The 13,875-nt window shown below is 43.5% G+C and carries 14 protein-coding genes; 6 read left to right on the top strand and 8 right to left on the bottom strand.

Annotation, left to right across the window (positions count from 1 at the left end; genetic code table 11):
• Positions 1-45: 45 nt before the first annotated feature.
• From D2U88_RS00800 to D2U88_RS00785, 4 genes are read right to left on the bottom strand one after another with little or no spacing between them, the layout of a single operon-like run.
• Positions 46-1,674 (bottom strand): serine hydrolase domain-containing protein, encoded by a 1,629-nt coding sequence (locus D2U88_RS00800; protein ID WP_182859073.1) that lies wholly within the window; start codon positions 1,672-1,674, stop codon positions 46-48.
• Positions 1,675-1,678: 4 nt separating this feature from the next.
• On the bottom strand, positions 1,679-2,977 hold the full coding sequence (locus D2U88_RS00795; protein WP_119638429.1) for a M20/M25/M40 family metallo-hydrolase: 1,299 nt from the start codon (positions 2,975-2,977) through the stop codon (positions 1,679-1,681).
• 12 nt (positions 2,978-2,989) lie between these two features.
• Complete coding sequence (locus D2U88_RS00790) at positions 2,990-4,573, bottom strand: N-acyl-D-amino-acid deacylase family protein (RefSeq protein WP_119638396.1); 1,584 nt, start codon at positions 4,571-4,573, stop codon at positions 2,990-2,992.
• 10 nt (positions 4,574-4,583) lie between these two features.
• Positions 4,584-5,462 carry an aminotransferase class IV gene (locus D2U88_RS00785; RefSeq protein ID WP_119638395.1) on the bottom strand — a complete coding sequence of 293 codons (879 nt, stop codon included), beginning with the start codon at positions 5,460-5,462 and terminating at the stop codon, positions 4,584-4,586.
• A gap of 77 nt (positions 5,463-5,539) precedes the next feature.
• On the opposite strand from D2U88_RS00785, the gene D2U88_RS00780 reads away from it, so the two are divergent.
• The 5 genes from D2U88_RS00780 to D2U88_RS00760 all read left to right on the top strand — a co-directional run bounded on the left by D2U88_RS00780 (position 5,540) and on the right by D2U88_RS00760 (position 9,404).
• Positions 5,540-6,307, top strand: coding sequence for an energy transducer TonB (locus D2U88_RS00780; RefSeq protein WP_119638394.1), 768 nt, complete (start codon positions 5,540-5,542; stop codon positions 6,305-6,307).
• A gap of 187 nt (positions 6,308-6,494) precedes the next feature.
• The gene (locus tag D2U88_RS00775) at positions 6,495-7,016 is read left to right on the top strand and encodes a 5' nucleotidase, NT5C type (protein ID WP_119638393.1); all 522 of its coding nucleotides are present in this window, start codon (positions 6,495-6,497) and stop codon (positions 7,014-7,016) included.
• Between the two features lie 7 nt (positions 7,017-7,023).
• The gene (locus D2U88_RS00770) at positions 7,024-7,746 is read left to right on the top strand and encodes a carboxylesterase family protein (protein WP_119638427.1); all 723 of its coding nucleotides are present in this window, start codon (positions 7,024-7,026) and stop codon (positions 7,744-7,746) included.
• 5 nt (positions 7,747-7,751) lie between these two features.
• Positions 7,752-8,462 (top strand): M15 family metallopeptidase, encoded by a 711-nt coding sequence (locus D2U88_RS00765; protein WP_119638428.1) that lies wholly within the window; start codon positions 7,752-7,754, stop codon positions 8,460-8,462.
• A gap of 15 nt (positions 8,463-8,477) precedes the next feature.
• Positions 8,478-9,404, top strand: a complete 927-nt coding sequence (locus tag D2U88_RS00760; protein ID WP_119638392.1) for an alpha/beta hydrolase — start codon at positions 8,478-8,480, stop codon at positions 9,402-9,404.
• Between the two features lies 1 nt (position 9,405).
• Here the strand turns inward: D2U88_RS00760 and D2U88_RS00755 are convergent, their stop codons facing one another.
• The 3 genes from D2U88_RS00755 to D2U88_RS00745 form a co-directional block, all read right to left on the bottom strand.
• Positions 9,406-10,518, bottom strand: coding sequence for a class I SAM-dependent methyltransferase (locus D2U88_RS00755; protein ID WP_313781656.1), 1,113 nt, complete (start codon positions 10,516-10,518; stop codon positions 9,406-9,408).
• A gap of 73 nt (positions 10,519-10,591) precedes the next feature.
• Positions 10,592-11,692, bottom strand: a complete 1,101-nt coding sequence (locus D2U88_RS00750) for an AI-2E family transporter (RefSeq protein WP_119638390.1) — start codon at positions 11,690-11,692, stop codon at positions 10,592-10,594.
• A 3-nt stretch (positions 11,693-11,695) separates the two neighbouring features.
• Positions 11,696-12,346, bottom strand: coding sequence for a DUF4159 domain-containing protein (locus tag D2U88_RS00745; protein ID WP_119638389.1), 651 nt, complete (start codon positions 12,344-12,346; stop codon positions 11,696-11,698).
• A 78-nt stretch (positions 12,347-12,424) separates the two neighbouring features.
• On the opposite strand from D2U88_RS00745, the gene D2U88_RS00740 reads away from it, so the two are divergent.
• Positions 12,425-13,162: a DUF1223 domain-containing protein gene (locus D2U88_RS00740; protein ID WP_182859072.1), complete on the top strand. Its 738-nt coding sequence runs from the start codon at positions 12,425-12,427 to the stop codon at positions 13,160-13,162.
• Here the strand turns inward: D2U88_RS00740 and D2U88_RS00735 are convergent.
• Positions 13,159-13,863: a 16S rRNA (uracil(1498)-N(3))-methyltransferase gene (locus tag D2U88_RS00735; RefSeq protein ID WP_119638387.1), complete on the bottom strand. Its 705-nt coding sequence runs from the start codon at positions 13,861-13,863 to the stop codon at positions 13,159-13,161. The genes D2U88_RS00740 and D2U88_RS00735 overlap by 4 nt on opposite strands.
• Positions 13,864-13,875 lie beyond the last annotated feature (12 nt).

The following is a 13,875-nucleotide window of genomic DNA, read 5'->3' as shown; positions in this document are numbered from 1 at the left end:
ACATGCGGGGGTTCCTTTTTATAAGGCCATAAAGACCAAATTGTGTTATTCCGTTTTTTCAAACCATAGGTTTCGTACCCTGCCATCGGAAATCCAAACTCCGGTAATCTTTCCATTTTCACGCTTGAATTTTAATGTGCTCAATGGATATTCACCCTGTAATAAATCCTTGAATTTTTGCGTGAGGGTCAATTCACCAAATCGTATATGAAAGGCATACAACTTACCTTCCCTATAAAAGATGGAATAGGAGGTATGGATCTCGGGACTGTAATAAGCTCCCACATATTCTGCTGCATCGGCATCGGTTAGGGGTTCTTCTTTGAATTTTTTAAAATGAAGTGATCGATTGGAGCCTGGGATGTAGTCAAATTCATTTTCATGGAACTCCAATTTGGTGCCATTTTGGGAATCCAAGGCTTCAAATTTTCCTTCGGCAACAGGAAGAAAAGCGGTTCTGCGGCCCAAAAACAACGTATCGCCATTTATGGTGACTTGCTGTTCTTCATAGGTGTCATCATCCCAATAATCACCTGCATAGGATTCCATGGTCGACTTTGAAATTTTCGCCACCTTCAACTTTTTAAAAGGAGCGGGCTTGCCGAATAGAATACCGGCAATGTCATTGGATTTGCCCCCAGGTCCCGAAGATGAAAAATTGGTGATGATGGCAATACTCGTTTTCTCCTCTGGGAATACCGCTACATTGGAACGGAAACCCCCAATGGAACCGCCATGGGTAATCCGTTTTTTACCATATAGTTTGTCTACATTCACACCAAAAGCGTACTCTAGATAACTTCCATCGTTCAAGGGGTCTAAGGTCTGCATGGTTCGGAATATGTTTTCCCATCCAGGTTGCGGATCATAATAGTTTTTCAGGTATTTTAATAGGTCTGCCGTAGTGGTGTGCATATTGCCAGAACCCACATAACCCCAATACTCCACCGCTCGGATAAAGCCATTTCTTTGGGTATAGTAGGAGGTAGCGTTGTTCGGGACAATCCGATCGTAGCGATCTTCCACATAGGTTTCGTGCATGCCCAAAGGAATGAAAATGTCTTCCTTCATAAAATCCATAAAGGACTTATGGGTCACTTTTTCAATAATGTTGGCCAAGAACATATATCCTGTGTTGCAGTAGAGATACTCGGAACCCGGCTCAAAATTAAGTTCCGTTTGAAGTGCCATGATTCGATCTAGATCTGCATTGGTCCGCGAGTCGTCATTACGCCATCCTGCCAAGGCAAAGAGGGCATGGAGGCTCCGAAGGCCGCTGGTATGGTGCATCATCTGACGGATGGTAATCTTACTGCCAAAAGGAGCAAGTCCATCAATGTATTTGTCGATGGTATCATCAATGGATAGTTTACCCTGTTCCTGCAATAGCACAATACCCAATGCACTGAACTGTTTGGAAACTGAGGCCACATTGAACAAAGTTCCCGTGGAATTGGGTACCAAGTATTCCATACTGGCCAATCCATAGGCTTTGGAGTACACCACCTTATCGCTTTGCATAATGGCTATGGCGCCTCCAGGGTGATTGGGCTTGTTCCATGCTTGGAACAGGTTATCGATTTGCGCTTCTTTTTCCGTATCCAGTTGGCCATATGTAGCGGCCCACAAGAGGAAAAGAAAACAGCTTACTATTTTAGGGTTCCAAATTCTCATCACCTTATTTTTCCAATCCTGTCTGGGCCAAGGTGACCAATAAAGCCAATTGGATGGATTCATCCCCTGGTTCGTCGTTCAAATACCATTCGTGTAGGGAATGGGCGCCGCCACCTTTTCCACCACGACCGATACATACCGATGGAATTCCTTTGGAAACAGGTATGTTGATATTGGTGGAACCACGCCCCAAACTAGGGACAACACCAAAGTACTGGGTTGCGGCCATGGTACGTTGGATCAAGGGTAGGGAACCAGGCAACTCGCCAGAAGGTCTGTCCCCGATCTTAATCAGCTCATAGGTTACTTCCCCCTTAACACCACTGGCATTATACGCTGTAATGGCCTTCTCCACGGAATTTTTCAAGATAGCCTCAATTTCATCCAAATTTTTGGGGTCGATGGCCCGCATATCTATTTCCGCCCAAGATTCAAAGGGAATGGAATTGACAGAAGTACCACCTCCAATTCGACCTACATTGAAACTGGTCTTGGGAATATCCCCGGAAGTGTAGTCCCAAGCTGCTTCGGAAAAAACATCGATGGCCTTACCTAAGGCATGATGTGGATTGGCCAAACCGAAGGCCCCCCAAGAGTGGCCTCCTTTTCCCTTGATTTCCAATTTGTAGCGTTTGGAACCCAGTCCAGCATTGCTGATTCTGCCCATACTGCCACCATCAATGGCAATCCATGAATCGATGTCCAACCCGGATTCGTTGAACATATATTTCATGCCACGAAGGTCACCTAGGCCTTCCTCACCAACAGAACCCACGATCAATACATCTTTTCCGGTTTTGATATCGGCCTTGTTCATGGCCTTCAACATACTGATGAGCATGGCCAAAGCCCTAGTGTCGTCCCCGATTCCGGGGGCTTTGAGCGTATCGCCCACTTTTTGAACGGTCACATCGGTGCCTTCGGGAAAAACCACATCCAAATGGGCATCCACACCCACATATCCTGATTCGCCTGAGGTTCCTTTTCTGAGGCCGATGACGTTTCCGACTTTATCGGTCCAGATACTGTCAATACCAGCTTCTTCCAACATTTTGGCGAATACCTTTCCTTTTTCATCTTCCATGAAAGGAGGTGCCAACACTTCCGTAAGGGTAATGAGGTCCGCTGTGGTCTGGTCCATTTGACCCTTGATAATTTCGAAGGCAGCCTTGACCTTTTTGGCTTTGGTCAATTTTTCAATTTCCTTGGTATACTGCTTTTCAATGGTTGGAGTTTCTTGTGCGTTAAGAATGCAAGTTGCCATTCCTAAGGCAAGAACAAATGCTATTGTAGTTTTTTTCATCATGTTGAGGTGCTATTGTTTACGTAATACTTTTCCTGATTTAATATCCTTGAACTCACCTTCATCCACGGCCAACCCTCCATTCACCAAAACATATTCGATGCCTTCGGAGTATTGATGAGGTTTTTCAAAAGTGGCTTTGTCGATGATGGTCTCTGGATTGAATATAGTGATATCTGCCTTCATCCCTTCCTTGATGAGTCCACGGTCTGTAAGATTGAGGCTCTGGGCTGGCAGATAGGTCATTTTACGTATGGCTTCGGAAAGTTCCAAGGTATGCTTTTCCCTCACATAACGTCCCAATACCCTTGGGAAGGTGCCATACCAACGGGGGTGTGGGTGACCCATACCTGGTTCCACCAAACGCCCGTCCGAACCGATCATGGTCATGGGGTGCTTCATGATGCGCTCCACATCTTCTTCGGCCATGGCATGGTATACACAGGATGCCCCACCGTTCAATTGAGCCTTGATGACCAAGTCCGCCCCATTTTCCACGGAGGGCTCCAAATTGTGTTGTTCACACCAATACTTTAATGTTTTTCCTTCCAGTTCTGGGGCCCACTCTACTTTCGCGAATTGGATTCGGTCCAGATCTGAACCGCCCCGGTCGTTCAAAATATTAAAGACAATCCCATTTTTAATACTGTCACGAAGTACTGGGTCTTCCACCCGTGCCTTGAATTCTTCTTGACCACCAGCCCTTGCCCAACTTGGGATAAGCACCGAAATACTGGTATAACTGGCTGCGTAAGGGTATTGGTCCATTTTTATGTCCAATCCCTTTGCTCTTGCGGAATCTACCATGGCCAAGGTTCGGGCACTCTTTCCCCACATAGGCTTTCCAATGGCTTTGTGATGGGTAAGGATTACGGGAATATCGGCATCCTCGGAAATTTGGATGGCTTCTTGCACAGCATCGAAAAGTCCCAGTCCTTCCTCCCGTAAATGGGATGTATAGATGCCCCCGTATTTGGAGGCCACTTTGGAAAGGTCGATGACTTCATCCACTTTGGAAAAGGCCCCGGGCAAGTATTTCAAGCCAGTGGAAATACCATACGCCCCATCTTTCATAGCACTGTCGATCTCTGCTTCCATAGCTTTGAGTTCTTCGGGAGTAGGAGCCCTATTTTCGAGTCCCATGATATTTCTTCTTACCGTATTATGGCCCACCAAAAAGGCGGCATTCATGCCAATACCCTTTTGTTGAAGACTGTCCATGAAAGGTTTCATGGGGTAGGGCGAGCTACCATCCGGACCGCCTAACGCGGTGGTCACTCCTTGTCTTACATGGCTTTCGCAGGAATTCAGTTCCATAATCGGTTCTAAATGGGCATGCATATCGATAAAACCAGGGGAAACGGCCAATCCTTCGGCATTAATGATGCGAAGCGCCTTGACATTATCCAAATCTCCCATGGCCACGATCATGGAATCTTTGATGGCAATATCGGTCACAACGGGTTCCCCTCCCTTGCCGTCATAAACGGTTCCGTTCAGAATAAGCAGGTCGTATTGCTCGCTGCAGGATGAAAGAATCAACACGGATACCAAAAGAGTCATCGTGCTAACAAAAGGTGGTATTTTATGAATCATAATTACATTTTTATAAGGTCACTTCAGAGGTGTCGATTTCTTTTAGGGAAGCAAGGGCATCCTGCAGTTTTCGGGTTATGGGGCCAAAGTCATCAGGTGCATGAAAGGTATGATTGTCCAATTGAGCAATGGACGCAATTTGAGTTGAAGTCCCTGTGAAAAAGGCCTCTTCCATGGTTGGTATTTCTTCCACGGAAATCCCTCTTTCTACCAGTGGGATATTCAATTCTTGGCAAAGCTTCACAAGTATTTTTCGGGTGATGCCATCCAAAATATGCTCGTTGGCAGGATGGGTGATCACCGTGTCATCTTTGACAAAAAAGATGTTGGTATGCGATCCCTCGGTAATGATGCCATCACGTACTAAAGCAGCTTCACCCGTTCCGGCCAGCATGGCGGCCTCGTTGCTCATGATGTTGCCCAACAAGGAAATGGATTTGATATCACAGCGGTGCCATCTAAAATCGGTTTGCAAAATGGCATGCATGTTCTTTTGGTTGATGTAGGGCAATTGAAAGGGTAGGGCGTACATCATCGCAGTGGCGGGAATACCCTTTGGGTAGGAATGCTTTCGAGGGGCCACACCACGGGTAACCTGCATGTAGATAAGACAGGGCTGGTCCACAAGTTCCGAAGCAATCAATAAGGGTTCGATTTCTTTTTCCAGCTCGGACACCTGATACTCGATACCAATTTTGACCAGATTTTCCTGTAGTCGGTCCAAATGGGCCTTTTTGTAAAAAATGCCGTTTTCGAGTTGTACCATTACCTCATAAATGCCATCCCCGAAGAGGAATCCACGGTCAAATACCGAAATGGTGGCGTTTTCACTGGTTACAATTTCACCGTTCAAATAGACCTTTGCAGGAAAATTACCTTTGGGCAGCATGTTCGTGGGTTGGTTTTGGTCATAAGCTGTGAAGGTAACGGTTATTTCATTAAATTAAAACACTGCAAAGCCGTTAAATGGGTGGTAGTTTTAAGTTTTGGGAATGTGGTAAAAATGGAAGGGAAAATAATTCGAAATTATATGTAGAACCTGTAGTAAAGGCTTATTTTATTATAAAATTCATCATCAGTTGGAGTTTTTATATCGATATGAAGAATATTTTTAAGGTTTCTGTAATCATGATTTTTTTGTTCAGTTGCGGGCAATCAGAGTGTGATGTGGCTGAAAAGATGGCTAGGATCGATTTTAAAAATGACAATTTCAAACTTCATTCAATGGAAACATTTCCTGTTGAAAGCACCTATTTTTATGTGCTAAGGGAAAGATTCAATGTCAAATGGAGGTTTATAAGCCAGGATTCAATGCGATTCTATTATTGTTATGATTCTATAATGTGTGCGTTACTTGATGAAAAGCTTGGAATTGATTTTAGAGAAAATGCAAAATCAATATCCGATAGCCTAGAAAACTTGAGCAATTGGAACAGTTTACCTGAGTTTACAGGCGGTATAAAAGAGCTTCAAAAATTCATTGCAAAAAGATTGACAATTTCAAAAGATGATATGGATATGGATTCTCAAATTGGCCAAAGAATCCAAATTGAATTTGAAATTAACGAAAAAGGGAAAGTGGTTAATCCAGTTATTCGAAAAGGTATCAATAAAAAAATAGATCAAAAAATAATTGATATTGTGGACCAACTTCCTGATTGGACACCTGCATACCAATACGGAAAACCTATTCGAAAGAAATTTTCGTTTGGAATTTACATAGAACTGGAATAATGGAAAGTGAATTTAATCAGGATTTTATCTCGATAACCCATAAAAACGCAGAATCATCTTTTGGCGTTTTTCAAGCAGGCTCCTTTTCCCAGAATAATAAAATCCGACCTATTGGCATTTAAAATTATCATGCCACATTTTTTGAAATTCCCCCAAGTTTTAGCGTACTTCACAAAAAACATACCGTATGACTATTTTTGTGGATATGGATGAGGTGATAGCCGATGCCTATATGGCCCATATCGATATTTACAACCAAGAGTTCAATGCCAATCTACAACTAAAGGATTGTTTTGGTAAAGAAGCCTGGCAGTGCGTTCCCGTTGAGCATCAACAATCCATCAAGTTGCATACGCACAGGGTGGGATTTTTCAAGGATTTGAAGGTAATCCCCGATAGTCAGGAAGTGTTGAGGGAACTGAGCCAAAAACACGAAGTTTTTATTGCTTCGGCCGCCATGGAATTTCCCCAGTCACTTCGTGAAAAATCTGATTGGCTGGATGAATTTTTTCCCTTTATCCCATGGCAAAAACGTATCTTATGCGGTGATAAGTTTATTTTGAAGGGGGACCTCCTCATCGATGACAGGAGTAAAAATCTCAAAAATTTTGATGGATGGACCATTATGTTCACTTCTCCGCACAACACCAATACAACCGATTTTGAAAGGGCCGATACTTGGAAAGATATTGCCGATAAATTATTATAAGATGCAGATGCCCAAGACCATACCAAGCTTATTGCTGTTGATGAGTATTTTTTTGCTCGAGGGTTGTACTGCACAATCGCATTTGGTGCAGGATGAGTTGGAGACCGTAACCAAGGAAGACCTAAAATATTACCTGTACTATCCTGAGGATTATTTTTCTTCCGAAACCGAAGACTTTGGGCTATTGCTCTTCTTGCATGGCGGAGGTGAATCAGGTAGGGCGGTGGAAGAGATCAAGGATACAGGACCTCCAAAACTTTTGGTCGAAGGCAAACAATTTCCTTTTTTGATTTTGGCCCCACAGAACCCCCACGAGAAAAAATGGTGGAACACCCAAGCTGTGATGCAATTGTTGGATTCCGTAGTGGATCACAATCGCGTTGATAAAAAGCGCATCTATTTAACGGGTCTGAGCAGGGGAGGAAGTGCTGCTTGGGAACTGGCCACACAATACCCCGATACCTTTGCTGCCCTCGCCGTTGTCTGTGGTATGGCTCCTTTGCCGTATGCCCATTGGATCGACAAAAAAATGCCCATTTGGGTTTTTCATGGGGAACAGGACGAGGTCATTGATGTGGAGGAATCGGACAAGATGGTGGAAAAGTTGAAGGAAATGGGATACGATGTACGCTATACCAGATATAAAGGTGTTGGCCACAATGCATGGGACAGGGCCTATACCACCGATTCCCTTTACACTTGGATGGCGAAGCAAAAACGTATAAATTGATTTTCATGAAGTACTTGCTTTTATTTTTGGGCCTATTGATGATATTCTCGTGTCGTGAAAAGGCCAAAATAGCAACTGATGTAAATACAAAAGAGGTCGAGGCAAAACCATTGGACACCATTTCCATTAAAGAGCAAAAAACCTTCAAGACCTTTGATGGCCTCGCCGATACCACTTTTGTTAGGTTGGCCGATTTCAGTGATGATTTCGCATATGACCTTCGGTATGCTACTGAAAATAATTTTCTAAAGGCCAAGGTGTATGATTGTGCTGAATGCTACACTCGGGTAAAAACGGCCAAAGCATTGATCGAGGCCAATAAGGAATTCATGCAACACGGAGCCAAGATCAAGTTTTTTGATTGTTACCGTCCCAACTCGGTTCAGTACAAAATGTGGAAAATTGTACCGAATCCACAATACGTTGCCGATCCCGTAAAAGGATCCATCCATAACAAAGGAGGAGCGGTCGATATCACCTTGGTGGATATGGAAGGAAACGAACTGGATATGGGAACCGATTTTGACTTCTTTGGCAAACGTGCCTATCATGATAATTTAGATCTCCCTAAGGAAATATTGGAGAACCGTAAATTACTCAAGGAAACCATGGAAGCCCATGGATTTTGGTCCATCAGGACAGAATGGTGGCACTACAACCTATCCGCAGGCTCCAATGACAAGGTTGCCGATTTTAAATGGGATTGTGAAGATTAACCAAAGAACAAGAAAATGAAAAGTTTCAAGAAATATACATTTTTAATAGTGCTGGTGACCATGAAAATTTCTGCCCAACATGCCATTTTGCCTTTATGGCCCAACAAAATTCCCAATCAAAAGGAAACGGATGAAAAAGAAGATGCAACCTTTAACGATGATGGCATTTTGTGGATTACGAACGTGCAAGAGCCTACCATGGAGGTGTATTTGCCCACCAAAAAGACAGCAACAGGCCAAGCCGTGCTTATATTTCCTGGGGGAGGCTACTATGGGCTTGCCTACGATTGGGAAGGCACTGATATTGCGAAGGCCTTCAATGCCAAGGGAATTGCCGGCATTGTGGTCAAGTATCGGTTGCCATGGTCCAAATCCATCACCAGCAATAAAAATATTGTTCCCTTGCAAGATGCGCAACGCGCCATAAGGATGGTGAGGCAAAATGCAGGCGAGTGGAATATTTCCCCCAATAAAATTGGGATTATGGGTTTTTCGGCCGGTGGGCATTTGGCATCTACTTTGGGCACGCATTACAATGAGAAGGTATATGACAGACAGGACGATATTGATGATTTAAGCGCCCGCCCCGATTTTATGGCTCTGGTCTATCCGGTGATTACGTTGGGAGCGGTAAGCACACATAGCGGTTCTAGAAAATCCTTGGTGGGAGACAACCCTACCCAAGAACAAATAGACTACTTGTCCAATGAAAAACATGTGGACAAGAATACACCAACAACATTTTTGGTGCATGCAGCAGATGACGATGGTGTGTCCGTTGAAAACAGCATTTTATTCTTTAGGGCACTCCGTGAGCAAGGGGTTTCAGCAGCTATGCATATCTACCCAAAAGGAGGCCATGGATTTTCCTTGGCACTGCAAGATCCTGTTCTAAGGAACTGGATCAATCTGTTTTTTGAATGGGTCGAACAGTTGGACTGAACTATACTTTTTCACAAACCAGTACCAATAACGTGTCGTCCATGTTTTTGGTAAAAAAAATGTAGTGGTCCCCACCATCGGCAATCCTATGTTTCTTTCTCAAATCGGCCACGGGAAGGGGAAAGTTTCTGGTGGTAATGTTCGCCTTTGTCACTCCTAATGATTTCAATGTATTCTTGGAGTAGGGAAGCACGGTTTGGATGGCAAACCTTCGTCCCGGAAACTCTGCAAGTTTTGACGAGGTGTACAAATGGGAATGGGGATGCAGTTTTTTTAGTTGATGAGTATTTCCAACGGTTTTAAAAGCGCCCGACTTTAAAATAGCTGCATTGGGTTCATAAAGGTAGGTAAGCGGTTCCCCCAATTCCAAAGGAGCATTTTCTTCTTCAGTGAGGTTAAAGTTGAAGTGGTCTTCCTGTCCTTGATAGAGGTTCACTGTTTTGATGTCAATAGTACCAACATATCCTTTTTCGATAACGAACAACAGTTCTTTCACTTCATTTTGGATAGCCAATACATGTATCTCTTTTACAAATTGGAGTTCAGAAATACCCTGTTTGATATCAAGAAGAGGAGACGTTTTTATCAGAACATTTGATGTCTTTTGTAAAATGTCATCGAGGTGTTGAGTGAGGTCGGGGAGACAATCTTTTAGCAAAAAGACCTTTCCTATTTTATCATTTCGTCTGGATGGGTCTACATAGATCCAATCAAAATTCTCGATTGTTTTTTTCAAAAATTCGATACCGTTCACGGGAACACAATTGATGTTTTTGCTTCCCAATATTTCAAAATTATGGGAAGCAATTTCACTTAATTCGGCATTGATTTCGCAATGGGTTACCTGCTTCATTTTCTTTGAAAAAAAATAGGAATCGACACCAAAACCACCAGTGAGGTCCAACAGCTTTTTTCCAGATACCAGTCGAGATTTGTATTCAGCCGTTGGTTCGGAACTGGTCTGTTCAATGTTCAGTTTATTGGGGTAATAAATACCTTCGACTTTAAACCAAGTTGGGAGTTTGTCCTGACATTTTTTTCGGGATTCGAGTTGCTCGGCGAGTTCCTTTTGGGAAACTCCTTCAAACATGGATTTTTTAAGCAAAACCGACATAATGTCAGTATTCTGATTTTCAAATATAAAATCCTGTACACCAGTATTTAATATTAATTTATTCAAACTGACACTATAAGTTTTTGGTCAATTTTTTCACAAAGGTATTTTCGGCTAAAAACTCTTTTAAAATAACCTTTATTGCGGTATAACCGGGCACGGCAACGACCATTCCCACGACCCCGAAAAGTAGTCCTGCAATGATGATGACCAGAAAGATTTCCAGGGGGTGGGATTTAACGCTTGTGGAAAAAATAAAGGGCTGTGAAAAGAAGTTGTCCACCAGCTGGCCAATGGCCAATCCGATCAAAACATAAAGTGCTTTTGGCAAGATTACGGTGCTGAAATCTTCTCCTAATGAACTCGTCATCGTAAGGGTGATCATGATCACGCCACCAATGATCGGACCCACATAGGGAATGATGTTGAAAAGTGCACATAGGAATGCAATGACAATGGCATTTTCCACCCCCACGATGAGCAGGGCGATCGTATAAATCACAAACAGGATAAAAAGTTGGAGCAGGATTCCGGCAAAATATCGGGAGAGCAAACCATTGATCTTATCGATGGATTTTACAAGGTTACTTTCCTTGTTGTCGGGCACAAAGGTCAAGATGCCGTTTTGGAACAAGTTGCTATCCTTCAAAAAGAAAAAGGAAATGAACAAAACGGAAAACAACCCGACACTGAAACTGCTCAACGCATTGACAAGCGAGTTCAAGAAATTGGGGATAAAACCTAAATCAAGTCCTTTGAGCATGCTTTCTTCAATATGGGCATCCTCAATAAGATTGTTGACACTGCCCGTTGAGGCCCCAAAATATTCCAGCCCCTGTAGGTAAAGTGTGTTCAAATTGGATTTAAGCTCATCAATATCCAATAGGGAAAGATTCTTGCTCTGCTCGGAAATGAGCGGGATAAAAAGCGCTAGTATGCCCATAAAAATGGAGAGCATGAAAAGCATCGTGGCCACCACTGCAAGGGTGTTGGGGAATTTCAACCGTCTCCTGAGAAAAAGGACAATGGGTCTTCCCAAGAGAGCAACTACTGCTGCTATGGCCAAATAGGCCAATACGGATTGTATTTTATAAAGAAAAAGGGCTAGTAATACCACCCCGGCCAATATGGCCACTGCACGCAGTATTCCGTTTGCTATGGTCTTAGCATCCATGTATCAGCTTTTAAAGGCATATTCCACAATATTGGCTCCCATTTGCAAAGCCTTTTGCCTTACGTCTTCAGGATCGTTGTGTACGCTCGGGTCTTCCCAACCATCACCAAGATCACACTCAAAGGTAAAAAGGAGCACCAATCTTCCTTCGACAAAAATACCTAGGGCCTGAGGTCTTTTTCCATCATGCTCATGGATTTTTGGCAAACCTTCCAGAAAGTTGAATCTTTGTGAAAATATAGGATGATCGGCACCCAATTCTTCCAATTGTTTGTCGGGAAAGACCTTTTGCAGTTCCCTCTTGAGGTACGGGGCCATGCCGTAATTGTCATCGATATGTAAAAAACCACCTGAAAGCAGATAGGTCCGAAGGTTCTCGGCCTCTTCGTCCGTAAAATATACATTGCCATGACCCGTCATATGCAGGAATGGATATTTGAATATGGATACGCTGCCCGGCTCGACTGTTTCCGGTTGGGGATTGATTTTGGTCCCGATGTTGGCATTGCAAAACTGGATAAGATTGGGTATGGAGGTCGGGTTGGAATACCAATCGCCACCACCTCCATATTTGAGCACGGCAATTTCCTGTGCCTTGGCCATACCTGATCCAAAAAGCGTTAAAATCAATGCCAAAAGGGTAAGGTGTTTCATGGAGTTACGATTAACCAACTAGTCAAATGTACAGTATTCATGGTAAAAAAAATCATAATTGTCTCATCTACTCTTCTCATGATGTCCTTATTCGCTTTATTGAAGGCATACCCTACTGAAGATATTCATAAGCCTAAAGATAGTGCTGTGGGCTCTTCATCCGTGGTGTTGGAATTGTTCACCAGCCAAGGATGTTCCAGTTGCCCTCCCGCGGATGCACTCTTATGGAAGGTGAAACAGGAGTTCCCGAATGATGTCTTTGCCTTGTCCTATCATGTGGATTATTGGGACTACATAGGTTGGAAGGATCCCTTTGCAAAGCCAGAGTATACCCAAAAGCAACGGGCCTACGGGGAAAAGTTTAGGTCGAGCAGTATCTACACCCCACAAATGGTGATCAATGGGAGGGAACACTTTGTGGGATCCAACCGTGAGGAACTGTATTCCAAAATTGATGCTTATAAAACCAATAGTGCAGAGAATATGATTAAGATTATCAATACTGATGTGGTCAACGGGACAGTAGCATTTTCATATGTAGCAACCGGTAAGATTGATCATAGAATGCTTCGGGTGGTCTTGGTGATTGACGAACGGGTCACTCAGGTGAAAAGAGGCGAGAACAGAAACCGAACCTTAAAGAACAGCAATATAGTGGTGCAGGAAAAGTATATTGAATTGAAACAGTCAAGAGGGGAGTCCTCCATTCAAATTCCGGATATCGTCTCAAAGGACGATGGCCTCACCTTAATGCTGCTTGTGGAGAAGGCCGATCTAGAAATCACTGGGGCTGTCAAAAGGGAGGTATCGGATTAACTATTGATGACGTTTACTGTGGTGCATGCCACGATGGCCGCGGTTTCTGTGCGAAGTCTGTTGTTCCCCAGGGAAATGGGGACAAATCCTTTGGCTTTTGCAGCATCGATTTCTTCTTTGGAGAAATCTCCTTCGGGACCGATCAAGATGGTGATGTCCATATCCGCAATTACCCTACGTTTCAGTTCCATTTTCTCCCCTTCATCGCAATGGGCAATAAACTTTAGACCAGTATTATCGGTTTCCATGAAATCCTTGAAAGACATCGGAGGATTAAGTTTTGGCAATACGGTTTGTAGGGATTGCTTCATGGCGGATTGCAACACCCGTTCCATGCGCTCCAATTTAACCGTTTTTCGTTCGGAGTGATCACAGAAGAGGGGAGTGATTTCATCAATTCCTATTTCTGTTGCCTTCTCGAGAAACCATTCAAACCGATCGTTCATTTTGGTAGGGGCTACGGCCATGTGAAGGCTGTAGCGTTTTGGGACCGATTTGCTCTCGGAGACGATCTTGACCTTGCACCTCTTTTGATCAGGGACCAAAATTTCCGCTTCAAACAGATATCCCTTTCCATTGGTGATATGTACAATGTCCCCTTCGGTTTTCCTGAGGACCCTGGCAATATGTTTGCTTTCTTCGGGAGGAAAAACAAATTGTTTTGTGCTGTTGTCCAACGAAGGGTTATAGAAAAGTTGCATGGTCTTAAGTTT

The organism is Flagellimonas aequoris, from assembly GCF_003584165.1.
Taxonomy (GTDB): Bacteria; Bacteroidota; Bacteroidia; order Flavobacteriales; family Flavobacteriaceae; genus Flagellimonas; species Flagellimonas aequoris.
This window is presented reverse-complemented; position numbering and strand designations above follow the sequence as displayed.

Bases quoted from the DNA above. Each gene is read 5' to 3' on its own strand.
- D2U88_RS00800 (WP_182859073.1), bottom strand. From the start codon at position 1,674: ATGAGAATTTGGAACCCTAAAATAGTAAGCTGTTTTCTTTTCCTCTTG.
- D2U88_RS00795 (WP_119638429.1), bottom strand. From the start codon at position 2,977: ATGAAAAAAACTACAATAGCATTTGTTCTTGCCTTAGGAATGGCAACT.
- D2U88_RS00790 (WP_119638396.1), bottom strand. From the start codon at position 4,573: ATGATTCATAAAATACCACCTTTTGTTAGCACGATGACTCTTTTGGTA.
- D2U88_RS00785 (WP_119638395.1), bottom strand. From the start codon at position 5,462: ATGCTGCCCAAAGGTAATTTTCCTGCAAAGGTCTATTTGAACGGTGAA.
- D2U88_RS00780 (WP_119638394.1), top strand. From the start codon at position 5,540: ATGGGTGGTAGTTTTAAGTTTTGGGAATGTGGTAAAAATGGAAGGGAA.
- D2U88_RS00775 (WP_119638393.1), top strand. From the start codon at position 6,495: ATGACTATTTTTGTGGATATGGATGAGGTGATAGCCGATGCCTATATG.
- D2U88_RS00770 (WP_119638427.1), top strand. From the start codon at position 7,024: ATGCCCAAGACCATACCAAGCTTATTGCTGTTGATGAGTATTTTTTTG.
- D2U88_RS00765 (WP_119638428.1), top strand. From the start codon at position 7,752: ATGAAGTACTTGCTTTTATTTTTGGGCCTATTGATGATATTCTCGTGT.
- D2U88_RS00760 (WP_119638392.1), top strand. From the start codon at position 8,478: ATGAAAAGTTTCAAGAAATATACATTTTTAATAGTGCTGGTGACCATG.
- D2U88_RS00755 (WP_313781656.1), bottom strand. From the start codon at position 10,518: ATGTCGGTTTTGCTTAAAAAATCCATGTTTGAAGGAGTTTCCCAAAAG.
- D2U88_RS00750 (WP_119638390.1), bottom strand. From the start codon at position 11,692: ATGGATGCTAAGACCATAGCAAACGGAATACTGCGTGCAGTGGCCATA.
- D2U88_RS00745 (WP_119638389.1), bottom strand. From the start codon at position 12,346: ATGAAACACCTTACCCTTTTGGCATTGATTTTAACGCTTTTTGGATCA.
- D2U88_RS00740 (WP_182859072.1), top strand. From the start codon at position 12,425: ATGATGTCCTTATTCGCTTTATTGAAGGCATACCCTACTGAAGATATT.
- D2U88_RS00735 (WP_119638387.1), bottom strand. From the start codon at position 13,863: ATGCAACTTTTCTATAACCCTTCGTTGGACAACAGCACAAAACAATTT.